Genomic DNA, 23,170 nt, shown 5'->3' with positions numbered 1-23,170 from the left:
CCTGACGCTAACGGACGGCTTCGTCCAGGTCGAGCAGATCGACCCGGACGTACTTCCCGTCGGCCAGGGCATTCACGACAGTGCGCAGCGCCTTGGCGGTGCGCCCGCCGCGACCGATGACCTTGCCCAGGTCCTCGGGGTGCACCCGGACCTCCAGGACGCGCCCGCTGCGAATGCGGCGTGCGCGGACCCGGACATCGTCTGGATGTTCGACGATGCCCTTAACGAGGTGCTCGAGAGCCTCCTCGAGCATCTTCAGGCCTCGCCCTCGGTCTTGGTCTCGGCGGGAGCGGCCTCGGTCGCCTCGTCCTTCTTGCGAGCCTTACGCGGCGTGGTGGCAGCGGTGCCGGTGTCGCCACCGGACAGCGCCTCCTTGGCCGCGGCCTCGTAGATGGCGTGGCGGTCGGGCGCCGGCTCGGCGACCTTCATCGGCCCAGGGGCGGGCTCGCCCTTGAACTTCTGCCAGTCACCGGTCAGCTTGAGCAGCTTGAGCACCGGCTCGGTCGGCTGCGCGCCGACACCCAGCCAGTAGGCCGCGCGCTCGGCGTTGACCTCGATACGCGAAGGGTCGTCCTTCGGGTGGTACAGGCCGATCTCTTCGATCGCCCGGCCGTCACGCTTGGTGCGGCTGTCGGCGATGACGATGCGGTACTGAGCGTTGCGGATCATACCGAGACGCTTGAGCTTGATCTTGACTGCCACGGGTGTGGTCTCTCCTGCATTCGAGCGTGGGTGAACGGCATCTCATCGAGTGGGGCACGATGGGAGTCCGCTCCAGGGACAGGCATGACCGGTGGGAGGTGAGAGGGCACCCACCTGGCCACGGTGTTCCAACATGTCATTGTGCCAGACGCGCGGCACTGCACACGACCCGCAAGCGCGGGTCGCCGCATTCGCAAAACCGAAAATATCCGGAAAGTTGCTACTTATCGCCCGGGAGATTGAACTTGCTGGGGTCGAAGCCCGGCGGCAGTTCCAGGCCCGGAGGCAGCTTCCCGCCCAGGTTGCCGAGCAGACCGCCCTTGGGCGCCTGCGGCTCGGTGGGCGCCGAGTCCGGCTTGCCCAGAGCGGCCTTACGCGGGTCGCCGCTCACGCGCCGCCCCTTCTTGCTCTTCTTCTGAGCCTTGGCCACCTTGCCCCGGCCGCCCGGCATGCCGGGGATGCCCATGCCCCCCGCCATCCGCTTCATCATCTTCTGGGCGTCGAAGAACCGCGTCACCAGGTTGTTGACGGCACTCACCGTCACACCGGAACCGGCGGCGATGCGGGCCCGGCGGGAGCCGTTGATGATCTTCGGGTCCTGGCGCTCGCCCGGCGTCATCGAGCGGATGATGGCCGCGATGCGGTCGAGGTCGCGGTCGTCGATGGAGTTGAGCTGGTCGCGCATCTGCCCCATGCCGGGCATCATGCCGAGCAGGTTCTTGATCGGGCCCATCTTCTGGACCATCATCATCTGCTCGAGGAAGTCTTCGAGCGTGAAGTTCTCGCCCGAGGTGAGCTTGCCCGCCATCTTGGCGGCCTGCTCCTCGTCGAACGTCTTCTGGGCCTGCTCGATCAGGGTGAGGATGTCACCCATGTCGAGGATGCGGGAGGCCATCCGGTCGGGGTGGAAGGCGTCGAAGTCCTCGAGCTTCTCACCGGTCGACGCGAACATGATCGGCCGGCCGGTGATGTGCCTGACCGACAGCGCGGCGCCGCCGCGGGCGTCGCCGTCGAGCTTGGTGAGCACCACGCCGTCGAAGCCGACGCCCTCCATGAACGCCTGGGCCGTGGTCACGGCGTCCTGGCCGATCATGGCGTCGACCACGAACAGGACCTCGTCGGGCGAGACCGCGTCGCGGATGTCGGCGGCCTGGCGCATCATCTCCTGGTCGATGCCCAGGCGGCCGGCGGTGTCGATGATGACGACGTCGTGCTGAGCGCGCTTGGCCTCGTCGATCGACCGGCGGGCGACCTCGACCGGGTCGCCGACGCCGCTGCCGGGCTCAGGCGCGTAGACGGCCACCCCCGCGCGCTCGCCCACGACCTGGAGCTGCTGCACGGCGTTGGGGCGCTGAAGGTCGGCGGCCACGAGCATGGGCGCGTGGCCCTGCTCGCGCAGCCACTTGGCGAGCTTGCCCGCCAGCGTGGTCTTACCGGCGCCCTGCAGACCCGCGAGCATGACGACGGTCGGCGGTGTCTTGGCGTAGCGGAGCCGCCGCGTCTCGCCGCCGAGAATCTCGATCAGCTCGTCGTTGACGATCTTGACGACCTGCTGCGCCGGGTTGAGCGCCTGGGAGACCTCGATGCCGCGGGCGCGCTCCTTGACCTGGGCGACGAACGCCTTGACCACCGGAAGTGCGACATCGGCCTCTAGCAGCGCGATGCGGATCTCGCGGGTGGTGGCGTCGATGTCGGCCTCGGACAGCCGACCCTTGGAGCGGAGGGAGGAGAAGACCGATGTCAGCCGGTCGGAAAGCGTCTCGAACACGTGGTAGGCCAGTCCTCGAAGCGAATGTTGGTCTAATGGTTCAGCCTATCCGCTCCGGCAGCCCTTCCAGCCTGGCTCGGCCATCCGGTCTGTCAGCATGCCCCAGACGACGACATCCCGGACGGCGGCCTGCCAGGGAGCAGGCGAAGTCAGCTACCGCTCCAGCCCGGCACCGCCATCCGGACCGTCAGCGCGTGCTCGACCAGGTTGATGAGCGCGCTCTTCACCGAGTCCTTCGACCGCGCGTCCAGCCGGACCAGCGGGATGTGCGGCGCCAGCGTGAGAGCGTCGCGCACCTCCGCGTCACTGTGCGGGTATGAGCCGTCCCACCCGTTCACACCCACCACGAACGGCAGTTGCGCCTCTTCGAAGTAGTCGATCGCGGGGAAGCTGTCGGCCAGCCGGCGCGTGTCCACCAGCACCACCGCGCCGATCGCGCCGCGCACCAGGTCGTCCCACATGAACCAGAACCGGTGCTGCCCGGGCGTGCCGAACAGGTAGAGGATCAGGTCACGGTCGAGCGAGACCCGGCCGAAGTCCATGGCCACGGTGGTGGTGGACTTCAGCGGCGTCATACCGAGGTCGTCGATGCCCGCCGAGGCGTCCGTCATGACGGCCTCGGTGGTCAGCGGCATGATCTCCGACACCGCGCCGACGAACGTCGTCTTGCCCACCCCGAAGCCACCGGCCACCACGATCTTCGTCGAGGTGAGGCCGGGGCTAGAGCCTGCGAAGTCCACTGAGCACCCTTTCGAGCAGGTTTACGTCTGGTCGTCCGGACTCCAGCGCTGGCTGGTGTACGCGTACCAGACCTTCGGCCGCCATATCGGCGATCAGCACGCGCACCACACCGAGCGGGATCCGCAACAGGGCCGACACCTCGGCCACCGACCGGACCTGCCGGCAGAGCTGGCTGATCGCCTGATACTCCGGCGTGATGTGGGAGAACTCCCGGTGCTCGGCCGTCGCGGACGAGACCAGGGCCTCCATGGCCAGCTTGACCCGGGGCGCGGTCCGTCCTCCCGTCACAGCGTAAGGACGGACCGGCGACGCGGGATCTGAACTCAGCTGCGGCTGGGGATGGGGTTGGGGCTCCCAGCCGCCGCTGTTCCACCTTGGGTCCGTCACCTACATCACCTGGTCTGGCTAGCGCGCAGCTCTGCGCGCACCGCCGGAGTAAGTACCTGACCGGCACGATCGACCATGAGCGTCATTTGGTACGCGACCAATCCCATATCGCAGTCGGGGGCCGCCAGCACTGCCAGGCAGGAGCCGTCGCTGATCGACATGATCAGCATCAGCCCGCGCTGCATCTCGACGATGGTCTGGTTGACCGCACCGCCCTCGAAGACCCTGGCCGCTCCCTGCGTCAGGCTGACCAGCCCGGACGCGATCGCGGCCAGTTGATCAGCCCGGTCTACGGGGAAGCCCGAAGAGGCCGCGAGCGGCAGACCATCGGACGAGACAACGACCGCGTGGGCGACGCCTGGAACGGTACTGACGAAGTCGGTTATCAGCCAGTCGACTCCGCGTGCCGCGTGGCTCAGATCGTTCATGCGCCCTCCTCTCTGCTATCAACGGGCCTTGAGCCGGCGGGGTACGCCCTGCCCTCGCTGATGTCGTCACGTGCCGCGCGGAAGCCCTGCTGGAAGCTGGACAGGCGGCTGCGGACGCGATCAGGCGAGACAGAGGGCATCGGGGCGACGCCCTTCGGCGCGGAGGCGGTGTCAGCGGAACCCGGCACGAGGTTCGCCTTGGGCACCCGCTTGGGCAGCCCGGAGGCGGTCGCGCCGTCACGTACCGGCTCGACCACGGCCTCCGCGGCGCTCCAGCCGGCATCGGCCTTGGAGGAACCCCAGCTCGCGCCGCTTTCACCGTGTTCGAACCAGGCCGACTCCACCGAGGCGAAGATCGGCAGGTACTCGTCACCAGACGACGCCGGCTTCACCACCGGGATGGGGCCGGTGGCCGCCGACTCCGTCTCCGGGAAGTCGTACCTCGGCCTGGGCGGCGGGCTCGACTCCACCGCCCGGTCGCCGAAGCTCCAGTTCTGGGGCGGCTGGAACGGCGGCTGGTCGGTGGGCCGCTTCGGCAGGCCGTTGTCGCCGGACCAGTTGCCTCCGCCGCCACCGCCCTGGCCTCGCGACGGCACCCAGACGTCGGCGGTGTCGTAGCCGCCGCTGCTGGCACGCGGGTCGGCGGGCCAGCCGTTGACGTCGGACGGCCACTGGGGCATGGACGGCCAGGCACCCGCGGACTCCGGGTTGGACGGGTACGACGGATGTCCCGGGCCCATCTGGTAGCCGCCACCCTGCCACTGCGGAGGAGCGACGGGCGGCGCGGCGGGAGCCGGCGCGGGGGCCGCGTAGGTCTCCTCGCGCACGGGCATGGCGCCCTGCGTGCTGGCGTAGGCCGGGGACTGGCTGCCGAGCAGGCTCTCGGGCACCAGCACCATGGCGGTCAGGCCGCCGGAGCCGTGCGGGCGCAGTTGCACCCGGATGCCGTGCCGGTGCGCCAGCCTGGCGACCACGAACAGACCCATGCGACGCGACACCGAGACGTCCACGACGGGCGCGTCAGTGAGGCGGTCGTTGGCCCCGGCGAGTTCGTCCTGAGTCATGCCGATGCCGGAGTCGGTGATCGACAGCATGACACCGCCGCCGTCGATCCGGCTGCCGGAGACCGTCACGCGGGTCTCGCGCGGCGAGAACGACAGCGCGTTCTCCACCAGCTCGGCGAGCAGGTGGATGACGTCGTTGACGGCCTGGCCGGCGACGGACACGCCGTCGGGCACCTGCAGGACGACCCGCTCGTAGTTCTCGACCTCCGACAGGGAGGCGCGGGCCACGTCGACCAGCTTGACCGGCTGGCTCCAGCGCCGCGGCGGGTCCTGACCGGCGAGGACCAGGAGGTTCTCGCTGTTGCGGCGCATACGGGTGGCCAGGTGGTCCAGCTTGAACAGGTTCGCCAACCGGCTCTCGTCCTGCTCGCCCTGCTCCAGCCCGTCGATGAGGGTGATCTGCCGCTCGACCAGCGTCTGGCTTCTGCGGGAGAGGTTGACGAACATCGCGTTGACGTTGCTACGGAGCCTGGACTCCTCGCTGGCCAGTCGTACGGCTTCGCGGTGTACCTCGTCGAACGCCCGCGCCACTTCCCCGATCTCGTCCTCGGACATGACGCCGATCGGCTCGACCTCGGGTGGGCCGGTCGCCTCGGACTCGCGCAGCTGCTGGACCGTCTCCGGCAGGCGGCGGCCGGCGATGAACAGCGCCTCCCTGCGCAGCCGGCGCAGCGGGCCGCTGAGCGAGCGCGCCATGAGCGAGGTGACCACCAGGACCAGGATGAGCAGGATGGCGATCGCGATCGCGATGATCATCGCGCCTTGCTGCTCCTGGCCCTGCAGGGTGCGGCTGCGCAGCAGGATCGAGTCGGAGACCTGCTGCTCGACCTTGCGCATGCCGTCGATCGTCTTGGTGACGGCGTCGAACCAGTCCTCGCCGTTGCGCTGGAGGCCCAGGGCCGGGTCGACCAGGAGCGCACCGGAGTCCTGCAGGAACAGGGCGCGGGCCTGGATCAGCTCGGCCTTGTCGACGGCCTGGCCGCTGACGATGTCGTCGTACGCCTGGCGGATGTTCAGCGGCACCTGGGCCCTGAACGTCGCCAGCTCACTGTTGCGCTGGGCGCGGGCGGCGATGAAGGAATCGAGGTCCTCCTTGCCGAACCGCTTGGCGGCCAGAGCGGCCGCGAGCAGCGCGCGCTGCTTGGAGACGAACTGCTTGGCCCTGGACAGAGCGGCGAAGCCGGAGACGCTGTCGGCGAGCTCCTTGTCGGCGGCACCCTGGTCGATGTTGTCATTGAGCGCGACGAAGTCGGAGATGCTCCGGTCGTACAGGTCGATGACGGAGCTGACGTTCAGCTGCGAGTCCACCGAGGCCTTGCGCGACTGGTCGATCTCGTCCAGACGGTTCTTGACGCGAACGGCCTGAGCGCGCTGCGGGCTGTCGGACGCGGCGAGCGCGTCGACACCGGTGCGCACATCGTCACGGAGCTTGTTGACGGTGGTGTACTGCTCGCTGACTTTGGCCTTGCCGGCCGCCGGGCGGCCGAGGGCGACAAAGCTGGCGGTGAGGTCGCGTTCGAGCTCGACCTCATGAGCGAGCGCAGTGAGCTGGCTCGCCAGGATGGCGACGTCGTTGACTCTCTCGTACTCGGTGGCGCTGCTGATCGAGGTGGCTACGCGGAAGCCGCCCAGGACCAGGGCCGCCAAGGTGGGAATGACAACCAGAACGAGCAGCTTCGAACGCACGCGCCAGTTGCGCAGCGCGAAGCCACCCGTCTTCTTCGCACGCCCGGCCCGTGCTTTGGGCTTTGACTTGGCGTGAAGTGCCGCAGGAGCGGGCGCTTCAGCAGTTAAGCCGGGATCCCCACCTGCTGGGGGGAATGCGTTCCTCACTGGCCTCCGCAACCTCTCCTCTGATGGTCTGGTGCAAGAGGATCACGTCATGCATTGTGTTTGCCGTGTGACGCCGACGCACCCATGGGGCGAGAGCTTATTTGAGCACAACAACAGGAGATCGGCCAATACCGCAAAGGTCGCAGTCAACCTATCTCTTCGCAAAACGTACCAAACCGGACATTCTCCACATGTTCCTGGTGGACGCCCGGGTCTCACTCCGTCGATTCGGACAATCATCTCAAACCTACATGGTGATCATCATTTCCACATATATATTGTTAATTTCCAGAATCGGGGGACCATGCGCAAGAGTTAGCTGCGCTAGGGTGCGACCGTCGTCGATCACCCCCCGTTCGAAGGAGACGCGACATGAGGTTCGGTGCACTAGGGCGCACCGCCCTGATTGGACTTGTGGCCACCCTTGTCATTACGGGGTGTTCCAGCTCAGATAGCAAGACCGGAGGCACCACCAATGCCAATGGTCTTGAGAAGACAGACCTCCTGATCGGGCAGTACCCCGGGGCGGACTCGGCCCCGCTGTTCATCGCCATGGAGCGTGGGTTCTTCAAGGAGCAGGGCCTCAACGTCAAGCAAGAGGCAATCCAGGCCCCCCAGGCCGTACTGCCCAAGCTCGGCAACGGCAGCATGGACGTGGTGCTGGGCAGCTACGCCACCATCTTGTCCATCCAGAGCTCCGGCCTGGAGAAGTTCAAGTACATCGCGGACTCCTACCAGGGAGCTCCCGGGGCTTTCGGCGTCATGGTGGCGAAGAACTCGCCCATCAAGAACGTCGGTGACCTCAAGGGTAAGAAGATCGGCGTCAACGCTCTCGTCGGTCTGGGCGTTCTCACCATGAACCCCCACCTCAAGATCGCTGGGCTCGACCCGAAGACCGACGTCAAGTACGTCGTCGTGCCGACCACCGACTGGATCACGGCCCTGGACAAGCACAGTGTGGACGCGGTCTGGATGACCGACCCGTACGTGAGCCAGGCCAAGAACGAAGTCGGCGCGACCATGCTGCTCGACACCATGTCCGGCCCCACGGAGGGTCTGCCGATCACCGGCTGGGCCGCAACGGAGAAGTGGGTCAGCAAGAACCCCAAGACCATGGCCGCATTCCAGCGGGCTATGGCAAAGGCGCAGAACGTTGCCGCCACCGACCGCAGCGCCGTGACGAAGATCCTGCCGACCTACACGAAGATCCCGCCTGCCGTCGCTGCAACGATCAACCTCGGCAACTACCCGACCTCACTGAACGCCCAGCGCGTTCAGCGAGTCGCGGACCTGATGCTCGAGTACGGCTTCATCCAGCAGAAGATCGACGTCGCCTCGATGATCGTTACTTCGCAGGGATGACCGCTGCCACAACGCTGACGCGCGGCGGGCGTTCCCCGCTCGCCCGCGCCAGGGTCGGAAAACTCGTCCGCCACGCCATCGGTGTGGCGGTTTTTCTGCTTGTCTGGGAGCTCGCCAGCAGGACCGGCCTGTTCAAGTGGCTGCCGCCGGCCTCGGCCTGCCTGGCCAGAGTGGTCGCCTTGGCGTTCGATCCCGAGTACCTCGGGGACCTGTCCTCCACGCTGCTCGCCGCCGTCATCGGCCTGCCGATCGCCGTCCTGCTGGCCGTCCCGGTGGGCCTGCTGCTCGGGACCCTGCCCGTCGTCGAGGAGATGACCCGCGCGATCGTCGAGTTCCTGCGGCCGATCCCCTCGGTGGCCCTGATCCCGCTGGCACTGTTCATCTTCCAGCCCGAGATCAACGCCAAGGTCGCGCTCATCGTCTACGCCGCGTCCTGGCCGATCCTGATCAACACCCTCTACGGCGTGCGTGACGTCGATCCCCTGGCCGCGGAGACACTGCGCTCGTTCAGCTTCGGCTCCGCGGCCGTCGTCTGGCGGGTGTCGCTGCCGAGCGCCGCGCCGTTCATCTTCACCGGCATCCGGCTGGCCGCCTCGATCTCACTCATCCTCGCCATCAGCGTGGAGTACGTCGTCGGCGGCTCCGGCGGGATCGGCGCCTTCCTCATCGAGGCGAGCACCGGCCTGGGCGATCAGGCGATGATCGACGTGATCGCGGTGCTGCTGTGGTCGGGCTTCATCGGACTGATCGTCAACACCCTGCTGCTGCGTGCCGAGCGGCGGCTCTTCAAGTGGCGGAACGCATGATCAAGACCCTGATCAAACGGCTCTGGCTGGTGCCGGTGGTCCTCATCGCGTGGGAGCTGATCACCAAGGCGGTGGAGAGCCCCTACTTCCCCCGGCCCACGGTCATCGTGTCGCGCATGTACGACATGTGGTTCTCCGGACCGCTCATTCTCACCGATGAGGCAGTGGACAACTTCGTCCCCAGCATCGTCAGGCTGATCGGCTCGTGGGGCGTGGCTGTGGCCGTGGGGGTAGCACTCGGTGTCGCGATCGGCAGGGCCGCCTGGCTGGGCGACTACATCGACCCGCTGGTGGAGTTCGCCCGGGCCGTGCCGCCACCTGTGATGTTCTCCGTGTTCCTGGTGCTCTTCGCCATGGGGACGCAGGTCCAGGTGGCCACCATCGTCTTCGGCATCATCTGGCCGATCCTGCTGAATTCAATCGATGGCGCGCGTAACGTGGATCGTCTCCAGATCGAGACCGCGACCGTCTTCGGCGTCCCGGCGAGCCTGCGCCTGTTCCGGATCATTTTGCCCGCCGCCGCACCGAAGATCTTCGCGGGGCTGCGGCTGAGCGTCTCGCTTGCACTGATCCTCATGATCGTGTCCGAGCTCAAAGGCAGCACGGACGGCATCGGCTACCTGCTGACCATCGCGAGCGCCAACTCCGACATGCCGGCCCTCTGGGGAGGAGTGGTCGTGCTCGGCGTTCTCGGATACGTGTTCAACACCCTGTTCCTCATGGTCGAGCGCCCGATGCTCACGTGGCACCGTGGCGCTCGCCGTACCGCGTAGGAGGCGGATGTGACTGACCTGTTGCTGAAGAACGTGCGAGTTGTTACCCACGACCGGGACGAACCGGTCGTCGCGGACATCGCCGTGACCGGTGGGCGCATCGAGCAGGTCGGACCCGGCCTGTCCGCCGAGGGTGTGGAGGAGGTGCTCGACGGCGACGGGAAGCTGGCCTTCCCCGGCGTCGTGGACGCCCACCAGCACTGGGGCATCTACAACCCGCTGCCCGCCGACGCCGCCTCGGAGAGCATGGCCAGCGCCCAGGGTGGCGTCACCACGGCGCTCACCTACATGCGGACCGGCCAGTACTACCTCAACAAGGGCGGTCCCTACGCGGAGTTCTTCCCCCAGGTGCGCGAGCAGGCGGCGGGGCAGGCGTACATCGACTACGGCTTCCACCTCGCGCCCATGTCGAGCACGCACATCGGCGAGCTGCCCGACCTGATCGAGAAGTTCGGCGTCTCCTCGTTCAAGATCTTCATGTTCTACGGCGGCCACGGGCTGCACGGCCGCTCGGCCGACCAGAGCAAGTTCCTGATGCTGCCCGAGGGCGAGCGCTACGACTACGGGCACTTCGAGTTCGTGATGCGCGGCGTGCAGAAGGCCAGGGAACGCTTCCCCGAGCTGGCCGACGAGATCTCGCTGTCGCTGCACTGCGAGACCGCCGAGATCATGACCGCCTACACCAAGCTGGTGGAGGACGCCGGCGACCTGAGCGGGCTCGCCGCCTACAGCGCCTCCCGGCCGCCGCACTCCGAGGGGCTGGCGGTCTTCATCGCCTCCTATCTCGCCCACGAGACCGGCCTGGCCAACATCAACCTGCTGCACCTGTCGTCCCGCAAGGCGCTCGACGCGGCCGTGCGGATGGCCAAGACCTTCCCGCACATCGACTTCCGCCGCGAGGTCACGATCGGACATCTTCTCGCCGACATCGAGACGGCCAACGGGATCGGTGCGAAGGTGAACCCGCCCATCAGGCCGCGCGAGGACGTCGAGGCGTTGTGGGAGTACGTGCTCGACGGCACCGTCGACTGGGTCGTCAGTGACCATGCCTGCTGCCGGGAGGAGCTCAAGTTCGGAGCTCCGGCCGACGACGTGTTCCTGGCCAAGGCCGGGTTCGGCGGCGCCGAGTACCTACTGCCCGGCCTGATCACCGAGGGCCGTCGCCGCGGCCTGCCCTACGGGCGCATCGCCGCCCTCACCGCGTGGAACCCCGCCCGCAGGTACGGCCTGCGGACCAAGGGCACCATCGCGCCCGGCTTCGACGCCGACATCTGCCTGGTCGACACCGGGAGCACGTGGACCGTTCGCGCCTCCGAGTCGGAGTCGACGCAGGAGTACACCCCCTTCGAGGGCTTCGAACTGACCGCGAAGGTCACCGACACGTTCGTCAGAGGCAACCACGTCCTCGACGCGGGCAAGATCGTGGGCCGTCCGGTGGGCCAGTACATCTCCAGACCGCTGGGCTGACCTTCTCCCCCAAGGAAACCTCTTGCTTGAGATAGACAACCTCACGCACGTCTACGGCGACGGGCCGACGCGCCACCACGCCATCGACGGACTGAACCTGAGCGTCGCCGAGGGCGAGCTGCTGTGCATCGTCGGACCCTCCGGGTGCGGCAAATCGACCCTGCTGCGCTCCATCGCCGGCCTGATCAAGCCCACGGGCGGAGAGATCCGGGTCGAGGGCGCGCTGGTCCGCCAGACGCCGGCCAATCTGGCCGTCGTCTTCCAGGACTACAGCCGCTCGCTGTTCCCGTGGATGTCGGTGGCCGACAACGTCGCGCTGCCGCTGCGCCGCAAGGACATGACCAAGGAGCAGCGCCGTGAGGCCGCGCACGAGGCGCTGGAGTCGGTGGGGCTGGCCGCGGCCGGGCGCAAGTACCCCTTCCAGCTGTCCGGCGGCATGCAGCAGCGCGTCGCCATCGCCCGCGCGCTGGCCTACCGGCCGGCGCTGATGCTCATGGACGAGCCGTTCGGCTCCGTCGACGCGCAGACGCGTGAGGACCTCGAGGACCTCGTGCTGAAGGTACGCGGGCATCACCAGATGACCATCGTGCTCATCACGCACGACATCGACGAGAGCGTGTACGTCGGCGACCGGGTCGTCGTGCTGTCCAAGGCGCCCGCGCACGTCGTGGGCGACCTGAAGGTGGCGCTCCCCAGCCCCCGCGACCAGATCACCACCCGCGAACACCCGGACTTCGTCCATCTCCGCGCCGAGGTGGGACGCCTGGTGCGCGGCGTGGCGTCCGTCTGAGCGCGCCTTCGCGAACCGCTGCCCGTACGGCGGCCGAAGCCGGAATCACCAGTGCCGCCGGGCGTCTCGCCCGGCGGCACTGGTGAAGAGGAAGTCAGGCCGGCGTGTGGGAGTGGCGGGTCAGGGCGTGCTCGACCAGAGTGATCAGAGTGCCCTTCACCGAGTCCCGGACTCTGGCGTCGAGGCGGACGATCGGGGTGTGCGGGTTGAGCGACAGCGCCTCCCGGATCTCCTCCTCCTGGTGCTGGAAGCTCCCGTCCCAGCCGTTGATGCCGATGACGAAGGGCAGCTTGGCCTCTTCGAAGTAGTCGATGGCCGGGAAGCTGTCGGCCAGCCGCCGCGTGTCCACCAGCACCACGGCGCCGATCGCGCCGCGCACCAGGTCGTCCCACATGAACCAGAACCGGTGCTGTCCGGGCGTACCGAACAGGTAGAGGATCAGGTCACGGTCGAGCGAGACCCGGCCGAAGTCCATGGCCACGGTCGTGGTCGTCTTGTTGGGCGTGAGAGAGACGTCGTCGACACCCGCCGACGCGTCCGTCATCACCGCCTCCGTGGTGAGCGGCAAGATCTCCGAGACCGCACCCACGAACGTCGTCTTGCCCACGCCGAAGCCACCGGCCACGACGATCTTCGTCGAGGTGAGGCCGGGGCTAGAGCCTGCGAAGTCCACTGAGCACCCTTTCGAGCAAGTTGAGGTCCGGCTTTCCCGCGTCCAGCGCAGGCTGGTGCACGCGGATCAGGCCCTCCGACGCCATGTCGGCGATCAGCACCCGGACTACCCCAAGAGGCTGCCGTAAAAGGGCGGAGATCTCGGCAACCGACCTGACGTTGCGGGTGAGCTGAATGATCGCCTGATACTCCGGACTTAGAAGTGAAATGTCTTGATATTCCGAGGTCACGGAGGACACGAGCGCCTCCATGGCGAACTTCATCCGCGGGGCCGTACGGCCCCCTGTCACGGCATATGGCCGGACAAGGGAACTAGGCTTCTGCGGACGGGGAGCCGACGGATGCGGCGGAGTGCTATCACCAGCCCAACCCTGACCTGACATCATGATCTTTCTCCTGTCACCGTCCGGCTAACGCGGACGGGACGCCTGCAGCTCGGCGCGTACAGCCGGGGTGAGCACCTGGCCCGCCCGCTCCACGAGCAGCGTCATCTGGTACGCGACCAGGCCCATGTCACAATCGGGCGCGGCGAGCACAGCGAGGCAGGAGCCATCGCTGATGGACATGATCATCAGAAGTCCGCGCTGCATCTCGATGACGGTCTGGGTGACCATACCGCCTTCGAACACACGAGCCGCGCCTTGCGTCAGGCTGATCACACCCGAGGCGACCGCGGCCAACTGGTCGGCCCGGTCCTTGGGAAAACCCTCGGAGAAGGCCAGCGGCAAGCCGTCAGACGACACCACCACGGTGTGCGCGACACCGGGCACGTTGTTGACGAAGTCGGTGATCAGCCAGCTGATGCCACGCGCTCCCTGGCTCAGTTCTCTCATTGCTCCTCCTCATTGTCATCTCCGCGGGTGAACGCGCGGCCTTGCCGAACCCCCTGCTGGAAGCTGGACAGCCGGCTCCGCAGGCGATCGGGGGAGATCTGCGGTGCCGGTGACGTCGCCTGCGGTTCCGCCAGGCTGGCCGTACCGGGCACCAGGTTGGCCTTCGGTACGCGCCGCGGCAGGCCGGAAGCCGTCGTGCCGCCCTTGGCCGGCTCGGCGGCGGCCTGCGCGGCCTGCCAGCCGGTGTCGGCGGGCGAGGACCACGACGCGCTCACGCCGGACCCGCCCGGTACGCGTTGCGGCAGCGCCGGCTTGTCCGTCGTCCCGGCGGACGCGGCGGCCGGCGTCGCCGCCGGTGGGGGCGCGGCGGCCGGTGGCGCGGCGGGCTGGGCATAGGGCTGGGCGTACTGCTGAGCGGGCGGCTGCGCGAAGGGCTGGGCCGCGTGCGGCGTGGTGAGCGGGCCGGCGGGCGGCACGGCCGGTATCCCGCCGATCTGGGTCTCCTCCTGCGCGGAGGATTCGGAGATCGGCTCCTGGTACGGCTTGACCTGCTCGGGCTCCGGCCTGCGGAACCAGTCGGAGCCGACCGACGAGAAGATCGGCAGGAAGTCGTCGCTCTGCTCCGTCGGCGAGTTGCGCACCGCCGGGAGCGGGCCGGTCAGATCCTTCGAGGAGTACTCGCCGGGGCCGAACGGGTTGAACGCGCCGCGCCCGTTGTGCGTGAACGGCTCGACGGGCGGGATGGGCGAGTCGGCGAACGACGGCCAGCGGTGCTCCTCGAACCCGAAGCCCGGCTGCGAGTCCCCACCGTAGGGCGACTTGGGCTGCTCGACGAACGGCGACCTGGGCGGCTGCTCCTCCACCGACGCGTAGGGCGGCCAGTTCGACTCCTGCGCAGGCACCGGCGGGGGCGGCTCCGTGGCGAAGGACGGCCAGCGGGGCTCGTCCTGCGCGGGCGGCGGCGGTTCGGTGGCGAAGGAGGGCCAGCGCTGCTCGTCCTGCCGCGGCGGCGCCTCGTCGGCGAACGACGGCCAGCGCTGGTCTGGCGCGGCGGCCGCGGGCGGCTCGTCGGCGAAGGACGGCCAGCGCTGCTCGTCGGGCTGCTGCCGCGGCGGCTGCTCCTCGCCGAACGGCGGCCAGTTGCCGCCGCCACCCGGCAACGGCAGCGAGCCCGGCCACTGCGTGTCGACCGGCGCGTCGTCCGAGGTGCGGATGTCGGGGGTGTCGGTCCTCGGACCGCCGTAGACGCCCGAGCCGTTCGTCGAGGACGGCTCGATCATGCTCGGGTCGAAGGTGGTGAAGGCTTCGTACTGGCTGCCGCGCTGCTGAGGCACCGAGCCCTGGGGGCCGGCGATGAGCATGTCGGGCAGCATGACGAGCGCGGCCAGGCCGCCCGCGTCCTTCATCCCGAGCTGGACCCTGATGCCGTGGCGCAGCGCCAGGCGGCCGACCACGAACAGGCCCATGCGCCGCGAGACGGCCACGTCCACGACCGGCGGGTTGGCCAGCCGCCAGTTGGCCTCGGCCAGCTCGTCGGCCGACATGCCGATGCCCAGGTCGCTGATCGTCACCTGGATCCCGCCCTCGATGGGCGTGCTGGTGACCTGGACCTTGCTCTCGCGCGGGGAGAAGGAGATGGCGTTCTCGATCAGCTCGGCGAGCAGGTGCACGGCGTCGGTGACGGCCGGGCCGGCGATCTCGATGCCGGACGGGATCTGGATCTGGACCCGCTCGTAGTTCTCGACCTCGGACAGCGAGGCGCGGGCGATGTCGACCAGCGGCACCGGCTCGCTCCACTTGCGGGCGGCCTCCTGGCCGGCGAGGACCAGGAGGTTCTCGCTGTTGCGGCGCATGCGGGTGGCCAGGTGGTCGAGCCGGAACAGGTTCGCCAGCCGGTTCTCGTCCTCCTCGCCCTGCTCCAGTCCCTCGATGAGCTGCAGCTGCCGCTCGACGAGCGTCTGGCTGCGCCGGGAGAGGTTGACGAACATCGAGTTGACGTTGGCACGCAGCTTGGCCTCGTCGCCGGCCAGCCTGATCGCCTCGCGGTGGACCTCGTCGAAGGCCCGGGCCACTTCCCCGATCTCGTCACGGGTGTTGACGCCGACGGAGGGCACGTCGGGCACCTCCGCGCTGTCGCCGGACTCGCGCAGCAGGCGGACGGTCTCGGGCAGCCGGGTGGTGGCCACCTGGAGCGCCTCGGCACGCAGCCGGCGCAGCGGGCGGACCAGCGAACCGGCCACCCGGGTGGTGATCACCAGGACGAGGAGCAGCAGGACCAGGATGGTCGCGCCGGAGATGATGGCGCTGCGCTGCTCGCTGTCGCTCAGGTCCCGGGTGGTGGCCACGATCCTGGTGGCCAGGGCGTCCTCGACCTTGCGCATGGCGTTGGCGGCCAGCGTGGTGCTCTCGTACCAGAGCTGGATGTCCCGGCGAGTGGTGATGTCCAGGTCCTTGATGGTCTGGAACTCTCGCAGCTGGGCCAGGGCGCGCTGACGCATCGCGTCCGCGCGGTCGATCTGCTGACCTCGTACGCCCTTCTGGAACGCCTGGAGAACGTCGCGGGTGGCTTCCGCCTCGAAGGTGGTCTGCTCGGCCTGCTGGTTGTTCCAGGAACCGAGGAAGTCGGAGAGGTCGTCGTAGTCGAGCCGGCGTTCGATCAGCGCCACGATGAGGATGCCCTGCTGGCGCGAGACCTCCTCCTTGGTCCGGTCGAGAGCGGTCAGCGCGGCCACGTCGCCCTGCAGGCTGTCGTCGCTGATGCCGTCACCCAGGTCGCCCTGGAGGTTCTCGAGCACGTCGATCATGGAGGAGTAGGTGCGGAGCGCAGCTCGGGGCGGCACGCTCGCCTCACCCGCGATCGACTTGCGCAGGCCGTCGAGGCCGGTGAGCCACCGGCGGATCTCCGAAACCTCTTCGATGACGCGAGCGGTGTAGGTGGCGTCGATGGCCGTCATGCCGGCGAGCACCCGCTGCTTGGCGGCATCGGACGCCTGGCGCTGCGCCTTGAGCTGGCTCAGCCGGCTGGGCCGCCGGCGGTCGGCCATGTACCACGCGGTGAGCGTGCGTTCCTTGGCGAGCTCGTGCGACAGTGCGCCGACGCGCTGGACCAGCTCGGCGACCGTGGTCAGCCGGCGGTACTCGGCGCTGGTGCCGATGGCGTTCGCCAGCTGGACCCCGGCGAGCAGCACACCCACGATGGTGGGGATGAGGATCAGCGCCACCAGCCTGGAGCGCACGCGCCAGTTCGCCAGCCGGAACCGTCCGCCTGTGTGCTCCCCGGACCTGGTGTGCCTGGGGTTATCCGTCCTCACTGACTCTCGCAACCTCTCGCCGTTACGTGCTCGAAAATCTGACACGCTTGGGGCGCATGGGATTTCTGCGGGCTGGGTAATTGGAACACAACCCGTACCAGATCGGCCAACCGAACATATCCCATCAAATGCGACCAAACGTGCCTTCGAGGTCGCATATCGCCGTGCGTGTTTTCAGGCGGGCCGGAAGGAGTCGCGCTCCACCGGCGCCGCGTGCTTGACCATCAGGTGACGGGTCACCGAGTACTCCTGCACCGCCTCCTGGCTCATGTCCTTGCCGAAACCACTGCCCTTGACCCCACCGTGCGGGGCCTCGCTGGCTATCGGCAGATGATCATTGATCCAGGTCACACCCACGTCGAGGCGGTGCGAGACCCGCATCGCCCTGGCCACGTCCCGAGACCACACGGACGAGGCCAGGCCATAACGCGTGTCGTTGGCCAGCGTGACGGCCTCGTCCTCGGTGTCGAACGGCAGGACCACGAGGACGGGGCCGAAGAGTTCACCCTGGACGATATCGCTGTTCTGTGACACTTCGTTAACAAGTGTGGGTAGGTAATACGAACCGGGCCCTTCGACCGGGGTGCCACCATGTACGACGCGCCCGCCGGAGTCGGAGACGAAGCCGTGCACCCGGTCGCGGTGCGCCGCCGAGATCAGCGGGCCGACGTCGGTGGCGGGGTCCCACGGGTCGCCCACGGTGATGCCGGCGAGTGTCTCCCTGATGGCCTCCACCGTGTCGTCGTACACCTGCCGGGCCACGTAGACGCGGGTGGCGGCGGTGCAGTCCTGACCGGTGTTGTAGGTGGCGCCCATGGCCACCCCGCGGGCCGTCTCCTCCAGGTCGGCGTCCTCGAAGACCAGCGCGGGCGCCTTGCCGCCGAGCTCCAGGTGCACCCGCTTGAGCGTCTTGGCGGCGCCGGTCATGACGGCCCTGCTGGTCTCCGTCGAACCGGTGACGCTGACCATGTCCACACCCGGATCGGTGACCAGCGCCTCGCCGACCTCGGCGCCGCCGGTGACCACCCGCACCAGGCCCGCCGGCGCGCCCGCCTGGGCGAACAGCTCGGCCAGCCGCAGCGTGCTGCGCGGCGTCTGCGGGGCGGGCTTGATGACCACCGCGTTGCCCGCGGCGACGGCCGGGCCGAGCTTCCACACGGCCATCACGAACGGGAAGTTCCACGGCGCGATCGAGCCCACCACGCCGAGCGGGCGGCGCAGCATGACCGAGGTGTAGCCGCGGCTGAACACCCCGGCGCCCGACCCGTCGAGCGAACGGGCGGCTCCGGCGAAGAAGCGCAGGTTGTCGGCCGCGAACGGCAGCTCGCCGTCCCTGAAGACCGCCGCGGGCTTGCCCGTCTCCTCGACCTCCAGCCGGGTCAGCTCCTCGGCGTCGGCCTCGACCAGGTCGGCCAGCCGCAGCAGCACCCGCGCACGCTCGCCCGGGGTGGCCTGCGACCACTCCTCGAAGGCGGTGCGCGCCGTCCGCACCGCCCCCGCCACGTCGTCCACCGGGGTGTCGGGGACCATGTCGCAGACGAGCCCGGTCGCCGGGTTGATCAGCTCACGCATCGGACTTCAGGCCCAGGTTCTCGATCAGGTCGGCGGCCTTGCGCAGACCGTCGCGGCCGCGGATCTCCTCGCCCGCGGCGGCCAGCCGGGCGCGCAGCTCCGAGTCGCCGAGCAGGCGGTCGAGCGCGCCCGTCAGCTCCTCGTCGGTGAAGGCGTAGGTCGACAGCCGCACGCCGTAGCCGAGCTCGTCCACGCGCTGGGCGTTGTCGTACTGGTCCCAGAACAGCGGCAGCAGGATCATCGGCTTGCCGAAGTGCAGCGCCTCGGTGGTGGTGTTGTTGCCGCCGTGCGTGATGACCAGGTCGCAGAGCGGGATGATCTTCGTCTGCGGCAGGAACTCGGCGCCCCACATGTTGTCGGCCAGCTTGATCTCCTCGTGCAGCGGGCCCTTGGAGACGATGAACTGGTGCGGGGTGGTGGCCAGCACGTCGATCACCCGCTGCATCAGCTCCACGTCGGAGGAGCCGAGCGAACCGAGCGAGAAGTAGACCAGCGCGCCGTCGCCGCGCTGGAAGGGCAGCTGGAAGTCCTCGTCGGTCTCACGGACCGAGGAGTCGAGGCGGTGCCAGCTGGGGCCGAGCGGCCGGGCGTCGGTGTAGTCGAGGATCTCCGGGAACACGTAGAGGTTCAGGTCGCCCTCGTGGATGAAGTCGAGGTCGGGCAGCGGTTCGGTGCCCTGCTCGACGCACCACTCGTTGAAGGCCGCCCAGATCTCGCGGTGGGTGCGGTCGTACTCGGCGCGGAAGGCGTCCCACTCACCGCGGTGGTCGGCGGGCAGTCCCGAGAACACCGGGGCGACGTCGTCGCCGCGCACCTCCAGCGGGTTGCAGGACACGATGCGGACGAACTTCTTGCCGGTCGTGAGCAGCGCCGGGAAGGTGATGACGTTGTCCTCGACGATGACGTCCGGCTGGACCCGCTCGATGATGGCCTTGAGCTGCGGCTCGCAGTACTTTGCCCCGTCGATGAGCGAGTCCCAGATGGGCTTGGTCACCGTCTCGAGCTGCTCCAGCGTGCTCTTGCGGTATTCGGGGGCGGTCTCCCGGATGAAGTCCTTCCAGAACTGCCCCGCGTCCTGCTCCTCGGCCCCTTCGGCCGGCGGCGCCAGGTCGACCAGGTCCTCCTCGAAACCGAGGGCTTCGAGCTTGCCCTTCCACGACGCCTCGGCGGCGAAGACGACGCGGTGGCCGCGGCGACGCAGGATGTCGCCGATGCCGATGCTGTTGTTCGTGGGCCCGTAGGCGCTTTCCGGCATGAACAGGATGGTGAGGGACATTCCACGACTCCGAGGTGGACTAGCAATTGAAGAGGAATTCAAATACTCATCTAGCGGGGACGCCAACTTCAAGGCACTATGGTCACGGCTTCCTGAACGGCAGACAAACAAGGCGGTGATCGTGGCCCAGCGAAAGAGCCGCAGCGACCGGCGCATCGACCTGATCGAGGCGGCCCGGCGGGCCATCATCCGTCACGGCATCGACCGCGTCCAGCTCTCGCATGTGGCCGAGGAGGCCGGGCTGACCTCCGGTGCCGTGCTCTATCACTATCCCGACATCAGCGAGCTGCTGGTCGAGGCGCAGCACGCCGGGATGGAGCGGTTCTACGAGCAGCGGCTGCGCCAGCTCATCGCGCTCACCGACCCGGCGGAGAAGCTGGTCATGACGATCAGGTCGGGGCTGCCGACCGGTCCGCTGGATCCCGACGTCAGGCTGCTCAACGAGCTCGGCGGGGCCGCGGGGCGCAACAGGGTCTACGGCGTGCTGCTCACCTCCCTGTACGACCGGCAGGTGTCGATGTACCAGTCGATCCTGGACACGGGTTCCGCGCTCGGGGTGTTCAAGCTGAGCTCCGACTCGCTGACGATCTCGCGCAACCTGGTGGCCCTGGAGGACGCCTACGGCTACCGGATCACCGCCCGGCACCCGGTGATAGACCCACAGGAGGCGGCCGAGCTGATCCTCTCCTACGCGCGCACGGCGACGGGCCACGGCCTGACTCATCGACCCGTGCCCTGATCCGCCGGGATGATGACGGCGTCGTCGTGCCGCCAGTGCAGCTTGACCTTGGCGCCCTGCTGCACGGCGCTGGCCCCCTGTACGGCCACCAGGACCGGCTTGACCTGGCCGGGCAGGTCGACCGAGATGTGTGAGACGCCGCCGTAGAAGCTGACGTCGAGCACGGTGCCCTTGAGCCCGTGGGCTGCCGTCTCGTCGCGCAGCTCGACCTTCTCCGGGCGGACGCCGAGCAGCGCCTTGGCGCCGGGCTCGAGCTCCTCCAGCGGGGTGCCGGGCAGCAGGCCGAAGTCGGTGCTCCTGAGGCCCTCCGCGCCGCCGGCCGTACCCTCGAACAGGTTGTTGGCGCCGACGAAGTCGGCGACGAAGGGAGTGCGGGGCCGCTCGTAGAGCTCGACGGGCTCGTCCACCTGGCGCACACCGCCCCGCTCGAAGACCGCGATGCGGTCGGCCAGCGACATGGCCTCCTCCTGGTCGTGGGTGACGACCACGAAGGTGATGCCGACCTCGTGCTGCAGCCGCTTGAGCTCCAGCTGCATGTCGGCGCGGACCTTCTTGTCGAGCGCGGAGAGCGGCTCGTCGAGCAGGAGCAGACGCGGGCGCTTGACGATGGACCGGGCGAGCGCGACGCGCTGGCGCTGGCCGCCGGAGAGCTGGGCCGGCTTGCGCGCGCCGAGCTCCGACAGGCCGACGGTATCCAGCACCTCGGCGACGCGCTGCTTGATCTCCTGGCGCGGCAGCTTCTCCCGCTCCAGGCCGTAGGCCACGTTCTTGGCGACGGTCATGTGCGGGAACAGCGCGTACGACTGGAACATCAGGCTGATCGGCCGCCGGTTCGGCTGCTTGGCGAGCAGGTCCTCACCGTCGAGCGTCACCGTGCCGCCGTCGGGCGTCTCGAACCCGGCCAGGATGCGCAGCAGCGTGGTCTTGCCACACCCGGAGGGCCCCAGCAGGGCGAAGAACTCACCTTGGCGGATCTCCAGTGAGACCCCGTCGAGCGCGGTCACATCACCGAACCGCCGAGTGATCCGGTCAATCTTGAGCACGAGATGACTCCCCGATCTTGGTGATCCGCTGTCCCGCGATCACCGCCGTGAAGCTCACCAGGAGCAGGATGGCGGCCAGCGCGTTGATCTTCGGGGTCACCCCGAAACGGACCATCGAATAGATGACGATCGGCAGCGTCTGCTCGGTGTTGCCGATCGTGAAGAAGGCGATCACGAACTCGTCCAGCGACAGCGTGAAGGCCAGCAGCGCGCCCGCGATGATGCCCGGCGCGAGCTGCGGCAGCGTCACCTTCATGAACGTGACGACCGGGCCCGCCCCGAGATCACGCGACGCCTCCTCCAGCGAGGTGTCGGCGTTCGTCAGCCTGGTGCGCACGACCGCGGCGACGAAGGCCATTGAGAAGACGGCGTGCGCGAGGATCACCGAGTAGAGCCCCAGCGTGAGCTGGATCATCCCGTAGAAGACCAGCAGCCCGATGGCCAGCACCAGGTCGGGTAGTACGGCCGGCATCAGGGCGAACGCGTCGAGCGTCTTCGACCGCGTGTGCCGGACCAGGCCGACGGCCAGCAGCGTGCCGAGCACGGTCGCGATGACGGTCGAGCCCACGGCCACGATGAGCGTGTTGACCAGGCCGTCCCTGATCCGCTCGTCCTGGGCCAGCTCGCCGTACCACTTGAGGCTGAAGCCCTCGTAGGTGTACGCCGACTTGCCGGAGTTGAACGACATCACGACGAGCACGACGATCGGCACGTAGAGGAAGACGTACGTGGCCCAGAACGGGACGTGCAGCCACTTCGCCCTACCCACGGCGGGCCGCCCACGACTGCGCGATCAGCAGCACCACCAGGACCGCCACCAGGGCCAGCGCCAGCGTGGAGCCGAAGGGCCAGTCGCGGGCCTTCAGGAACTCCGTGCGGATCAGGTTGCCCACCATGATCGACTTTCCGCCGCCGAGCATCTCGGGGATGACGAAGTTGCCGAAGCTCGGCACGAACACGAACAGGCACCCGGTCAGCACGCCCGGCACCGTCATCGGCAGCGTCACCTTGCGGAACGTGGTGAACCCCGACGCGCCCAGGTTCGCCGACGCCTCCCGCAACTGCGGGTCTAGCCGCTCGATCGCCGCGTACAGCGGCAGCACCATCAGCGGCAGGTAGGAGTAGAGCAGCCCGAGAACGATGGCGCCCTGGTTGTAGAGCAGCTCGTACGGCCCGAGGCCCAGCGCCTTCAATCCCGAGTTCAGCAGGCCGGGCCCGTTGAGCAGGATGATCCAGGCGTAGACGCGGATGATGAAGTTCGTCCAGAACGGCAGCACGACGGCGACCAGCGCGACCGTCTTCCACTTACGTGGCAGCTGCGCGATCAGGTAGGCCGTCGGGTAGCCGAGCAGCAGCGCGACCAGGGTCGTGAGCCCCGCGGTCTTCAGCGAGGTGCCCACCACGCCGAGGTAGAGCGGGTCGAGCAGGCGGCTGAAGTTCTCGCCGGTGACCTCGTAGACGACGCCGCCGAACCGCCCGCGCTGGAACAGCGTGTAGCTCAGCACCAGCACCAGCGGCACCAGGAGGAGCACGACCAGGTAGGTCAGCCCGGGTGACAGGAAAACGAACGCACCCAGCCGGCGCCCCCTCGAAGGGGACACCG

Annotated in this window: 22 protein-coding genes; 6 read left to right on the top strand and 16 right to left on the bottom strand. The window is 68.4% G+C overall.

The window, feature by feature from the left end:
* Positions 1–7: 7 nt before the first annotated feature.
* From AB0B91_RS08200 to AB0B91_RS08170, 7 genes are all read right to left on the bottom strand, one after another.
* Entirely contained in the window at positions 8–253 is a 246-nt protein-coding gene (locus AB0B91_RS08200) for an RNA-binding protein (RefSeq protein ID WP_020546537.1), read from the bottom strand.
* 2 nt (positions 254–255) lie between these two features.
* A complete protein-coding gene (gene rpsP / locus AB0B91_RS08195) occupies positions 256–702 on the bottom strand; it encodes a 30S ribosomal protein S16 (protein ID WP_358317341.1) in 447 nt (148 codons plus the stop codon).
* Between the two features lie 220 nt (positions 703–922).
* A complete protein-coding gene (ffh, locus tag AB0B91_RS08190; protein WP_358317339.1) occupies positions 923–2,470 on the bottom strand; it encodes a signal recognition particle protein in 1,548 nt (515 codons plus the stop codon).
* A 149-nt stretch (positions 2,471–2,619) separates the two neighbouring features.
* Positions 2,620–3,210, bottom strand: coding sequence for an ATP/GTP-binding protein (locus AB0B91_RS08185; protein ID WP_214641567.1), 591 nt, complete (start codon positions 3,208–3,210; stop codon positions 2,620–2,622).
* Positions 3,191–3,538 carry a DUF742 domain-containing protein gene (locus tag AB0B91_RS08180; RefSeq protein ID WP_214641717.1) on the bottom strand — a complete coding sequence of 116 codons (348 nt, stop codon included), beginning with the start codon at positions 3,536–3,538 and terminating at the stop codon, positions 3,191–3,193. Before AB0B91_RS08180 ends, AB0B91_RS08185 begins: the two co-directional genes overlap by 20 nt.
* Positions 3,539–3,603: 65 nt before the next feature.
* Entirely contained in the window at positions 3,604–4,026 is a 423-nt protein-coding gene (locus tag AB0B91_RS08175; RefSeq protein WP_214641568.1) for a roadblock/LC7 domain-containing protein, read from the bottom strand.
* On the bottom strand, positions 4,023–6,737 hold the full coding sequence (locus tag AB0B91_RS08170) for a nitrate- and nitrite sensing domain-containing protein (RefSeq protein WP_358317337.1): 2,715 nt from the start codon (positions 6,735–6,737) through the stop codon (positions 4,023–4,025). The genes AB0B91_RS08175 and AB0B91_RS08170 overlap by 4 nt, the downstream gene beginning before the upstream one ends.
* A 558-nt stretch (positions 6,738–7,295) precedes the next feature.
* On the opposite strand from AB0B91_RS08170, the gene AB0B91_RS08165 reads away from it, so the two are divergent.
* The 5 genes from AB0B91_RS08165 to AB0B91_RS08145 are packed head-to-tail and all read left to right on the top strand — an operon-like array spanning position 7,296 to position 12,121.
* Positions 7,296–8,285, top strand: a complete 990-nt coding sequence (locus tag AB0B91_RS08165) for an ABC transporter substrate-binding protein (protein WP_358317335.1) — start codon at positions 7,296–7,298, stop codon at positions 8,283–8,285.
* Positions 8,282–9,091, top strand: a complete 810-nt coding sequence (locus AB0B91_RS08160) for an ABC transporter permease (protein WP_358317333.1) — start codon at positions 8,282–8,284, stop codon at positions 9,089–9,091. The genes AB0B91_RS08165 and AB0B91_RS08160 overlap by 4 nt, the downstream gene beginning before the upstream one ends.
* Positions 9,088–9,864, top strand: a complete 777-nt coding sequence (locus AB0B91_RS08155) for an ABC transporter permease subunit (protein ID WP_358317332.1) — start codon at positions 9,088–9,090, stop codon at positions 9,862–9,864. The genes AB0B91_RS08160 and AB0B91_RS08155 overlap by 4 nt, the downstream gene beginning before the upstream one ends.
* A gap of 9 nt (positions 9,865–9,873) precedes the next feature.
* Entirely contained in the window at positions 9,874–11,331 is a 1,458-nt protein-coding gene (locus tag AB0B91_RS08150; protein WP_358317330.1) for a dihydroorotase family protein, read from the top strand.
* Between the two features lie 22 nt (positions 11,332–11,353).
* Positions 11,354–12,121 (top strand): ABC transporter ATP-binding protein, encoded by a 768-nt coding sequence (locus AB0B91_RS08145; RefSeq protein ID WP_358317328.1) that lies wholly within the window; start codon positions 11,354–11,356, stop codon positions 12,119–12,121.
* 94 nt (positions 12,122–12,215) lie between these two features.
* Here AB0B91_RS08145 and AB0B91_RS08140 read toward each other — a convergent pair whose 3' ends face one another.
* The 6 genes from AB0B91_RS08140 to AB0B91_RS08115 all read right to left on the bottom strand — a co-directional run bounded on the left by AB0B91_RS08140 (position 12,216) and on the right by AB0B91_RS08115 (position 19,785).
* Complete coding sequence (locus AB0B91_RS08140) at positions 12,216–12,794, bottom strand: ATP/GTP-binding protein (protein ID WP_214641575.1); 579 nt, start codon at positions 12,792–12,794, stop codon at positions 12,216–12,218.
* Positions 12,775–13,176, bottom strand: a complete 402-nt coding sequence (locus AB0B91_RS08135) for a DUF742 domain-containing protein (protein WP_219527172.1) — start codon at positions 13,174–13,176, stop codon at positions 12,775–12,777. The genes AB0B91_RS08140 and AB0B91_RS08135 overlap by 20 nt, the downstream gene beginning before the upstream one ends.
* A gap of 27 nt (positions 13,177–13,203) precedes the next feature.
* Positions 13,204–13,617: a roadblock/LC7 domain-containing protein gene (locus AB0B91_RS08130; RefSeq protein ID WP_214641718.1), complete on the bottom strand. Its 414-nt coding sequence runs from the start codon at positions 13,615–13,617 to the stop codon at positions 13,204–13,206.
* 5 nt (positions 13,618–13,622) lie between these two features.
* A complete protein-coding gene (locus tag AB0B91_RS08125) occupies positions 13,623–16,937 on the bottom strand; it encodes a nitrate- and nitrite sensing domain-containing protein (RefSeq protein WP_358317326.1) in 3,315 nt (1,104 codons plus the stop codon).
* 174 nt (positions 16,938–17,111) lie between these two features.
* Positions 17,112–18,509: an aminobutyraldehyde dehydrogenase gene (locus AB0B91_RS08120; protein ID WP_358317324.1), complete on the bottom strand. Its 1,398-nt coding sequence runs from the start codon at positions 18,507–18,509 to the stop codon at positions 17,112–17,114.
* The gene (locus tag AB0B91_RS08115) at positions 18,502–19,785 is read right to left on the bottom strand and encodes a glycosyltransferase (protein WP_358317322.1); all 1,284 of its coding nucleotides are present in this window, start codon (positions 19,783–19,785) and stop codon (positions 18,502–18,504) included. The genes AB0B91_RS08120 and AB0B91_RS08115 overlap by 8 nt, the downstream gene beginning before the upstream one ends.
* Before the next feature lie 121 nt (positions 19,786–19,906).
* On the opposite strand from AB0B91_RS08115, the gene AB0B91_RS08110 reads away from it, so the two are divergent.
* Positions 19,907–20,524, top strand: coding sequence for a helix-turn-helix domain-containing protein (locus AB0B91_RS08110; protein ID WP_358317320.1), 618 nt, complete (start codon positions 19,907–19,909; stop codon positions 20,522–20,524).
* Here AB0B91_RS08110 and AB0B91_RS08105 read toward each other — a convergent pair.
* Genes AB0B91_RS08105 through AB0B91_RS08095 form a run of 3 tightly spaced genes read right to left on the bottom strand, consistent with a single transcriptional unit; the run spans position 20,506 to position 23,168 of the window.
* Complete coding sequence (locus AB0B91_RS08105) at positions 20,506–21,567, bottom strand: ABC transporter ATP-binding protein (protein WP_358317319.1); 1,062 nt, start codon at positions 21,565–21,567, stop codon at positions 20,506–20,508. The genes AB0B91_RS08110 and AB0B91_RS08105 overlap by 19 nt on opposite strands.
* Entirely contained in the window at positions 21,554–22,336 is a 783-nt protein-coding gene (locus AB0B91_RS08100; RefSeq protein ID WP_358317317.1) for an ABC transporter permease, read from the bottom strand. Before AB0B91_RS08100 ends, AB0B91_RS08105 begins: the two co-directional genes overlap by 14 nt.
* Positions 22,329–23,168 carry an ABC transporter permease gene (locus tag AB0B91_RS08095; protein WP_358317315.1) on the bottom strand — a complete coding sequence of 280 codons (840 nt, stop codon included), beginning with the start codon at positions 23,166–23,168 and terminating at the stop codon, positions 22,329–22,331. The genes AB0B91_RS08100 and AB0B91_RS08095 overlap by 8 nt, the downstream gene beginning before the upstream one ends.
* Positions 23,169–23,170 lie beyond the last annotated feature (2 nt).

Source organism: Nonomuraea sp. NPDC049141 (assembly GCF_040648415.1).
GTDB lineage: Bacteria > Actinomycetota > Actinomycetes > Streptosporangiales > Streptosporangiaceae > Nonomuraea.
This window is presented reverse-complemented; position numbering and strand designations above follow the sequence as displayed.

Bases quoted from the DNA above. Each gene is read 5' to 3' on its own strand.
- AB0B91_RS08175 (WP_214641568.1), bottom strand. From the start codon at position 4,026: ATGAACGATCTGAGCCACGCGGCACGCGGAGTCGACTGGCTGATAACC.
- AB0B91_RS08160 (WP_358317333.1), top strand. From the start codon at position 8,282: ATGACCGCTGCCACAACGCTGACGCGCGGCGGGCGTTCCCCGCTCGCC.
- AB0B91_RS08115 (WP_358317322.1), bottom strand. From the start codon at position 19,785: ATGTCCCTCACCATCCTGTTCATGCCGGAAAGCGCCTACGGGCCCACG.
- AB0B91_RS08120 (WP_358317324.1), bottom strand. From the start codon at position 18,509: ATGCGTGAGCTGATCAACCCGGCGACCGGGCTCGTCTGCGACATGGTC.
- AB0B91_RS08135 (WP_219527172.1), bottom strand. From the start codon at position 13,176: ATGTCAGGTCAGGGTTGGGCTGGTGATAGCACTCCGCCGCATCCGTCG.
- AB0B91_RS08155 (WP_358317332.1), top strand. From the start codon at position 9,088: ATGATCAAGACCCTGATCAAACGGCTCTGGCTGGTGCCGGTGGTCCTC.
- AB0B91_RS08200 (WP_020546537.1), bottom strand. From the start codon at position 253: ATGCTCGAGGAGGCTCTCGAGCACCTCGTTAAGGGCATCGTCGAACAT.
- AB0B91_RS08165 (WP_358317335.1), top strand. From the start codon at position 7,296: ATGAGGTTCGGTGCACTAGGGCGCACCGCCCTGATTGGACTTGTGGCC.